3 protein-coding genes are annotated in these 2,456 nt (G+C 54.8%); all 3 read right to left on the bottom strand.

Translation table 11 applies throughout. From position 1 onward, the window contains the following. A partial coding sequence (locus NG895_RS13615; protein ID WP_252853056.1) for an IS110 family transposase occupies nt 1-388 on the bottom strand: 388 nt, incomplete at its 3' end. 171 nt (nt 389-559) lie between these two features. Beyond that, nucleotides 560-1,981: an IS4 family transposase gene (locus NG895_RS13610; protein ID WP_252853055.1), complete on the bottom strand. Its 1,422-nt coding sequence runs from the start codon at nt 1,979-1,981 to the stop codon at nt 560-562. Nucleotides 1,982-2,272: 291 nt separating this feature from the next. After that, on the bottom strand, nt 2,273-2,456 hold a 184-nt coding region (locus NG895_RS13605; protein WP_252853054.1), incomplete at its 5' end, for a hypothetical protein.

Here is a 2,456-nt window from a genome sequence, read left to right as displayed (position 1 = left end):
CCCGCGATCGTTTCTCAACCGTCCGTCGCCGTGTTTCGATGAGCTTTCGCCAATTGCGGATCGACTTCGCAGGCATGTAGGCTGCCGGAACCTCATCCAAGTACAGTAATTTGGCGAGCTTTTCGGCATCGGCTCGGTCGTTCTTCTGTTTGGAGCGGAAGATCAGTCGCAACTGTCCTGGGTGAGCAACTACCACACGATGACAGTGGGATCGCAACTGGTCATAGAGATGTCCAGCTCCGACGGACGCTTCGAAACAGACGTGCACCTGACGTATTCGGCCGTCTTCGTCCGTTGCCAGCTTCTCGACCTCATGGACCACCGCCGGCCAATACGCCTTGATGGTGCGGCGCTGCAAGCGATTCCCCTGGGCGTCTAGGACGTGCATAGTACTGTGCAACTGATGGACATCGAGTCCGACATAGCAAGGTGGTGCGAGGACCCTTGTTCTTGTGCGTAATTCAGTTGTCGTCTGCGACATGTTCAAAGCCTCCTCGAAATGGGTTGAGGGATAGTTCAACCACAAGCCTACCAGAGAAGACTTCCTTCATAGATTCACTTAGATTATCGCAACTCCTTTACGCATCAAGCGTTTCAGTTCCCTACGGGGTTTGGTCATCATGATTGCTTTGCGTGGATACCGTTTTCTCATGCGTGGTTCGAAGCGGTCGGGACGGTCTGCTACGCGATGGGTGGCAATGACTTCTAATAACTGCAGATAGAGCTGTTGTCGAAAGCTCTTCCCCCGGTGACCCTGAAAGCTTATCAGTGGCTGGAATGCTTCCAGAGCTTGCATGGTTCCCTTGAAGCTGATTTCTCTGGGTAGGATTTCTTGCTGACTCGCCGCCTGGGCCATGATTGTGCGAATGAGGTTGTAAGCCAAGATGTGCGTCCAGATCTCTTTGCGAACAAGTTCGGGCGTTTTGCATCTGAGGACGTCCATTTGGAGACTGATCTTGATGTCTCGGATGTCGAGTTCTTGACTCCACCGACTTCGATAAAGGCTCGCCAAGTCTTCCTTCGTGGTTGCTTCAGGGTCGAGCAGCGTGGTGACCACGATGATGACTTTGGTTCGAAATCCTGGCTGTTCCACACGAACGCGAGTCTCTCGCACTTCCAGGTAGTCGGGCAGGTTCTTGTAGGTGGTCCAATCGAGCGAGCGAATCGGACTGGGCTTTCGCCAGCGGACGATGTGGTCGCCTTCTCCCAAGCGTTTGCCGCGTCGAAAGTCAGCTCGCCGCGTTGCCTTGTTGAGGCGACTGACCGAATCGACGCCGCGTTCTTTCAGCGTTAACAGCTCGTACCAGGTCGACATCAGAGCATCCGTAAGCAGAATGTCGCCCGGCGACAGAATATCCCATAATTTGCGAAGTAAACTCAGTTCCCCCTGGCCTTTGCCGGCGTAGCGGCTGATTCCCAAATCGAGCACCGCCCCACACGACAGAGACATGATCGTGCAGATTCTGGCAATCGGGAAACCCAACCCAGGTCTCTGGTTGTAGACCTGAGGATAAGCCGCTTGATTCTCAGGCGTGTCGGGCATCGACACCGTTGTGCCATCAAACATGTAAACAGGTCGGCCTTTCCACAGCCAAGCGGAATCAACCTGGTCATCGAGATTTTTTCCCACGAGACGAGCGACACCAGAAAAGAACTTCTCCGGCAGCCGTTTCCTGGCCTGGCAATAGGCACCCGTTTCTGCAGAGCAGCGACGCCGTCCGCGCGAAACGCGGTATGCGACCAGGCGAGCAACAGCTGCACGACAAGAATGGTCCTGGCTAAGTACCTGACTTAAGAAGACCCACAGCGTCACCAGCGGTGAATAGATTCGGTCCAGCCAGACGACGTTCAACGCTTGCAGTGTTTGTGCTATCGTTCCCTCCGACAACACATCCGTAAACGGTAACTCGCCGTCTTGCAAGAATTGCCGCCTGAGAAAACGCACTTGCTCTCCGAACCGTCCGTGGTTAGAAAACGACATTGTGAGGCCTCCTTGCCTAAGATGGGTGTTTGACAACTCCATCTACGCAAGAGAGGCCTTCTTTGCCTATACCAATTCAGCACAACAACTTACGTAAGAACTACGTGCCATTCGGCGTCACGACCTACGCCAGTTTGGCCATTTCCTACGACGCGTCGGGCGATGCACCCGATCGCAGATCGAGCCAAGCAAAAGTGCAATCGGTGTGGGGACCGCTGTCGGAAAATCGACTCTCTTTCGTAACCAGGCCAACGTCAACATCTTGCGTTTGGGAATCGGGCCGTTGTCAAGCTATACCTGACTTCCGATGCCACGATTGAATGGATCGCCAGGAATGGAGGTCGTGTCACTCCTCGGGACCTCCAGCAGCGTAATCGTCGATACCGCCAAGCTGGCGAAGCCGAGCCCGCGCTCAACAAGCTGGTGGATGCCGGCTACCAACTCGCACGCCTCGAACTTACCGACGCCCAGCCAG

Source organism: Aeoliella straminimaris (assembly GCF_024054565.1).
Taxonomy (GTDB): Bacteria; Planctomycetota; Planctomycetia; order Pirellulales; family Lacipirellulaceae; genus Aeoliella; species Aeoliella straminimaris.
This window is presented reverse-complemented; position numbering and strand designations above follow the sequence as displayed.